At 40.8% G+C, this 6,287-nt stretch carries 3 protein-coding genes; 2 read left to right on the forward strand and 1 reads right to left on the reverse strand.

Annotation, left to right across the window (positions count from 1 at the left end; translation table 11 throughout):
• Positions 1–2,868 (reverse strand): DUF4347 domain-containing protein (locus PN450_RS04405; RefSeq protein WP_271835525.1); only part of this gene is annotated, 2,868 nt, incomplete at its 3' end.
• A 598-nt stretch (positions 2,869–3,466) separates the two neighbouring features.
• On the opposite strand from PN450_RS04405, the gene PN450_RS04410 reads away from it, so the two are divergent.
• Both PN450_RS04410 and PN450_RS04415 read left to right on the forward strand, forming a co-directional pair.
• Positions 3,467–4,654, forward strand: coding sequence for a glycosyltransferase family 4 protein (locus PN450_RS04410; protein WP_015083460.1), 1,188 nt, complete (start codon positions 3,467–3,469; stop codon positions 4,652–4,654).
• A gap of 125 nt (positions 4,655–4,779) precedes the next feature.
• Complete coding sequence (locus PN450_RS04415; RefSeq protein ID WP_271835526.1) at positions 4,780–5,826, forward strand: cyanophycinase; 1,047 nt, start codon at positions 4,780–4,782, stop codon at positions 5,824–5,826.
• Positions 5,827–6,287: the final 461 nt, after the last annotated feature.

Here is a 6,287-nt window from a genome sequence, read left to right on the forward strand (position 1 = left end):
AATACTACTAATCAATTGAGTAAGGACAATTTTGTCTGTTCCTACAGTAAAATCCGTAATCCGTTGTCCCACATCTCGGAGATCAGTAAACACGAAGAAATCATTACCAGCACCTCCAGTAATGGTTTTTGCCCCTGGACCGCCTATAATATGGTCAGAACCAGCAGTTCCTACAATTGGGGTACGACCATTGTTAATTGAGGGATTACCAGTAATTTCATTGAGATCATTGACTCCAATAGTTAATTGTTTTTCATAACTTAACCCCCCTTGGTCTGTGGTTCTAACTCGAATGCTGTAACTGTTTTGGGTTTCGTAGTCAAAGACAGAGTTGGTTTTGAGTTGATTATTGGTAATGGAAAATAAACTATTATCAGTTGCACCTGTTCCTGTAACTAAGCTATAGGTGAAGGTGTTTCCTGTATCTGGGTCTGTCGTGGTGAATGTGCCAATGGCTGTTCCTATGGCTTGATTTTCGGCAATGGTGTTGTTGGAGAGAGTTAAGTTAGTGGGTGCATAATTAAGAGTGGCGATCGCAGCATCCACTTGAATTAATCCATACCCAGTCAGCAAATCATACCCAGGGGTATTCATGTCAATAGCTGTATTCTTCAACGCATTGTAAATTTGCGTGTTGGTGGCACTTGGAGCGGCCTGACGGATTAAAGCAGCAACTCCTGCGGCAGAAGGCGCGGCGGCTGATGTACCAAAGAAATTTGGCTTACCATTGCCATCTGAATCCTGTCCAAAGAATGTGGTATCCACACCATCGGGTGCTGTAATAGCAGGCTGATTCCGAATAATTGGTGTGGCGAGTCTGTTCCCCGCCGTATCGAACAAAATGGGGGTACCGCCGAGAGAAGTAAATGACTCAGCTAAAGCCGGATTTGTCCCAAAGGCAGGTGTTTGTTGATAATAAGCTGCCGCTACACCCAGACCATTAGCAGATTGATTATGTCCGAAAGACGTTGAACTATTCGTAGCAAATTGAAAAGTGTTATTAACACCGGTAAAATCAACATATTTGATCTTAGTTGGGTTCGGCCCCCCCACAGAATTACGCTTGCCGATCGCTACGTATGCTGTAGCTGTTCCAGTTACTCCGAAAATTTCAAATGGATCAGCATTTAAATTATTACTGGTACTAGAAGCATAGATGGTACTCGTAAAGCTAGGAGAAGCGAACAAAAACATATCCAAGTCATTTTGCGAACCGACTCCAGTAGTGCTGGCAGAAGCAAAGGGCTGATCCCATTGCAGTCCGGGTGCAAATGCGCCGTTAATGGTAATTGCTTGGAAATTATTGACTACCTCACTGGGATCGAAATCCTGAAAGGTATAATTTCGCCCACCAACAGTAGCGATGCTCCCCGGTACGAATGCACTTTCATAGGAGCGACGGGCTTGATTGCCTGCGGAAGAAAAATAGGCAACACCATTTGCTGCCACTTGATCGACTGCCTGGGTAACTATGCCATCTTGAAAATAGGGTTCAGCAAGATAAAAGACATCATCTACAATTACGCTTGCCCCCGCTCCACCATTGGCTATTGGTTTGGCAAGGTTCTTAATGCCATTGGCAAAGCCAGCCTGTCCTCCTACAAAGGCAGTATTAAAAGCGAGTTTTGCTCCAGGAGCCACATCGGAGACAATCTGCAACATTGCTCGACCTTCATCGCTCCCCCCCGATGCGAGATCCTGTAGGACAATCACTCCAGAGGGCAAATCCCCACTAGCGACATCAGCCGAAGCCCCACCTCGATTATTATAGCTGTCTGACAGGACACCCACCGTAATACCTGTACCATCTACGCCAGGATAAATCGAACGGGCATTGCTTGAGCGTTGAGCTACATCGCCTTGGCTGGTAACCAAACCCACATTGGTAATAGGCCGATAAACAGGACGAACTAACCGCAAGCTTGACAATGCCGCCACATTACCGAGTTCCGATATAGGAATCACACCCGAAATGACACGCCCGAAGGCAAAAGACTGTTGTAACCCTAGAGATTGTAAGTCAGTCAATAATTGATCTAGGTCAGTATCTGCTGTCGCTTCAATTGCAACATTATCACCAGTTATCTGAAGAAATGATTGATTGGCAATAAGTCCATTGGTTGACTGAAGATTGGTTGACTGAAGAGAGGAGGAATTGATGCCTGTAAACAACGTGGCAAGATCTGAGCTAAGCTTCGTCAGTGACCCATTTGTTGTGGCAAATAAGTTAGCCAGGTTTTGCTGCGTTAGGGGAATCTGTGCTTGGGATAAAGTTGCTTCCTGGGGAATAGGGAATGACGTTAGGAAAGGTGGCGATTCATCGTACTGAAGTTTTTCACTTAATTGAGGAATAATGCTACTCGCATCCAAATCTTTGGCATCTAAAGCTTGAACTTGTTCCTCGCCATTGAGGTCAAGAATCAATGGATCAGTGTAGCTTACGGTTTGGGTAAAACCTTGATAGTTGTTGGATTGCGCTCCTTGCAGATCAGCAAAAGCTATACCATTACCTCTATCAAAGATACTTTCAAAGCCACCGTTGTTGTTATCAAGAAGAATCTGCTTAATTTTCTCAGTTGTGATTAGTGATTGATAATCTTGTAATTTATCTAAATTGTCTAAACTCAGGTGCGTATTACCTAAATACCAACTTCCCGGAGAACCCTGAGCAACTATATATACACTGTTAACTTGGGGATTTTGTTGTAAAACTTGGGTAATTTCTTCAATCCCGTCTCTATCTGGGGAAAGAATAACTGTTTCTACTCCGTCAACAATTCCCGTTTGGAGGGTGTGATATTTGGAAACAGAGAAATCAATAAAGACAACTGTTGTCGCGGTTTGACTGAGAAAAGAGTTATTTAACATATTTTTGATTTCCGCACCTGATAAGGAAGTGTAGTTTTCTATTGCATTGTGGAATACAAAGGTTTAGCAATGCTAAACCCCTACAATTTCTAATCCCAACTCGTTTCAATATTCAATACGGGTATAATCGTAAGAGATTTTATTGATAAACAAAACCGTAATTTTGGGGTAATTAATAATCTTTTTATGACATATACTTAGTGTCACGCAAGTGACTAAATCTCAATTAAGCCTTTAAAACCATCAATTCATCGTCATAAACAATACCTTGTCCATTTTTTGTAGCGACAGCGCAACCCAACGCTCATGTTGGGTTTCATGCTATTGCTCCGCAACGCTCACGCGAACAACCCAACCTACGAATCAAGGCTTTTTTCGATTTGGACAAGATACTGAAATATCATTTGTGATTCCTACATATACTTAGGATTGGCGGAAAAAGTCTATCGGCTGCAAGTGAATGCTCCTTCGTCAATCAGCCAGCCAGTAGTATTCCTAAGAGTTTTCGAGAATTTTTAATTTCTAATGCCCTTTTCCCTGCTATAAATATAGTTTTTATATATTTTAACTTTTTGTCAATCATCGGGGAGTCAAGTCAATGAAGATATTAGTGCTGAGTTGGGAATTTCCACCGAGGATAGTTGGGGGAATTGCTCGTCACGTTGCTGAATTGTACCCGGAACTAATAAAGTTAGGCCATGACATCCACCTAATTACGCCAGAATTTGGTCCAGCATCCTTGTATGAAGTCGTGGAAGGCATTCATATCCACCGTGTCCCAGTAGCTCCTAGTAACGATTTTTTCCACTGGGTGGTGAACTTAAATGAGAGTATGGGAGAACATGGCGGCAGGTTATTAAGGGAAAAAGGTCCATTTGATCTGATTCATGCCCATGATTGGTTAGTTGGGGATGCAGCGATCGCTCTCAAGCATACCTTTAAAATTCCCCTGATTGCCACAATTCACGCCACAGAACATGGACGCTATAACGGTATTCACAATGATACCCAAAACTATATTCATGATAAAGAATATACACTAGCTGATAATGCTTGGCGGGTCATCGTTTGTAGTGAATATATGCGTCGGGAAATGATCGGAACACTATATATTCCTAGTGATAAAATTGACGTAATTTATAACGGTATTCGCGCAGAAAAGAAAATACATCACAAAGATTTTCATGCTCAAGATTTTCGGCGACGATTTGCCGCAGATGATGAAAAAATTGTCTATTATCTTGGTCGCATGACCTATGAAAAAGGCGTACCTATATTACTTAATGCCGCTCCCAAGGTGCTGTGGGAAATGGGAAATAATGTTAAATTTGTCATAATTGGTGGTGGTAATACTGACCATCTTAAACGTCAAGCTTGGGATTTGGGAATTTGGCACAAGTGTTACTTTACTGGATTCCTGGCTGATGAATACTTAGATAAATTTCAAACCATCGCTGACTGTGCAGTTTTTCCCAGTCTTTATGAACCCTTTGGGATAGTTGCTTTAGAAAGTTTTGCCTCCCGCGTACCAGTCATAGTTTCCGATACTGGTGGTTTCCCAGAAGTAGTTCAACATACAAAAACGGGAATTACCACCTGGGTAAACAACTCGGACTCTGTGGCTTGGGGAATATTAGAAGTGCTGAAAAACCCAGATTATTGTCAATGGTTGGTAAATAATGCTTATGCAGATTTAGAGAAAAGATTTAGCTGGCCAAAATTAGGTAAACAAACAGAAATGGTTTATGAAAGAGTAGTAGAAGAACGAGCAGAAATTGTCTGGTAAAGAGAATTAAAGATTACTCTGATTATTGTCCGTAAAAAAACAGTACAAACCCTGTACGCTAGGAATTTAGCCCTGAGAAATGCGAAAGTTAGAAATGATTGCTGTTTGCTTGACAAGATTATAATATGATAAAGGCATTCCTAAGTACATCCAGGCGTTTGCAGAATGCAAAAAACAGCTTGTTGAAGATGGTAAACCGCATCCTAGATCGTTTAACAGCCAAGTTAAAACGGTTCTTTGAGGATATCATTGCCGATAGCCAAATTCCCACCTCTGAACCAGCTTATAAACTCCCTAAATTAGCTGGACCTGTTCATAATTTAGGTGGTGGCGGTCCTGATGTTGATGACGCTATTCAGTGGATGATTAATCAAGTCAGGGGTGGTAGTAACAGCAATACTAAAGTTAATGTTTTAGTAATTCGTGCTGCTGGTAACGATGATTATAATCAGCTAATTTATAGTATGAGAGGTGTCAAATATGTAGAAACTCTCATCATTCGTAATCGTCAAGAAGCAAACCGAACTGATATTTTTGATAAGGTCAGAAATGCTGGCGTAATTTTCTTTGCTGGTGGTGATCAATGTGAATATATTCGCCACTGGAAAAACACTAAGCTAGAAGTTGCTATTAAGTCGGTTTATGATCAAGGTGGTGCTATTGGTGGTACAAGTGCCGGAGCGATGATTCAAAGTGAATATGTTTATGATTCTTGTGCTTGTGAAGATAGTATTGAAACTCACGAAGCCCTTGATGATCCCTACGGGAATATTACCTTTACCTATAACTTTTTCCAGTGGAAATATCTGCGAGGAACTATCATTGATACCCATTTTGATGAACGCAAAAGAATGGGAAGAATTATGGTTTTTATTGCTAGGCAAATTCAAGATGGTGTATCTGCAAAAGCGTTAGGGATAGCAATTAGCGAACAAACATCTTTACTAGTTGATAAATATGGTATTGCTAAAGTTACGGGTAAAGGTTCAGCGTATTTTGTCTTAGGAGATCATCCCCCAGAAATTTGTGAAAAGGGAACTCCTCTCACATATCACGACTACAAAATTTGGCGAGTTCCTAGAGGTGACACTTTCGATTTAAATAAATTACCGTCACGAGGTTATTATCTTAGGAGTGTGAAGCGCGGGAAATTTGATTCAGATCCTTATTAATCCCATTTCTCTGCACAAATCAGCCTCATTAGCCCACTCAGGTGGGCTTTATTGCTAAGGGTGCTATCTTTGTTTCGCGCAAAGACGCTAAGGAGCAAAGACGCAAAGAAGGAAAATAAGGGCTTATAGAGAAGGGTGAACTAATCATAATTCGCTGACTATGCGAGGAAATTGTTCATCTGCATAAAGACGTACCACAATTTAAGCCGCCTCATTTTTTTGAATTGCTGTTTCAATTTCTTCTAGATGTGCATTTGCATTTTTAAAGAGCTTTTAAAGAGCTTTTAAAGACTTTTTAAAGATTTTTTAAAGATATTTTAAACCCACATTCCGCACCCCAAACTGTCACAGATCAAAAAAGCCCTTAAAGTAGTACATAATAACTAAAGTCAATTCAAAAATTAAGATGCTTAATGAGAATAAGTAGCATTAAAAGGGACGTGGTGTGATAAAGTGAAACT

Origin of the sequence: Dolichospermum lemmermannii CS-548, assembly GCF_028330815.1 — a bacterium.
GTDB classification, from domain to species: Bacteria; Cyanobacteriota; Cyanobacteriia; order Cyanobacteriales; family Nostocaceae; genus Dolichospermum; species Dolichospermum lemmermannii.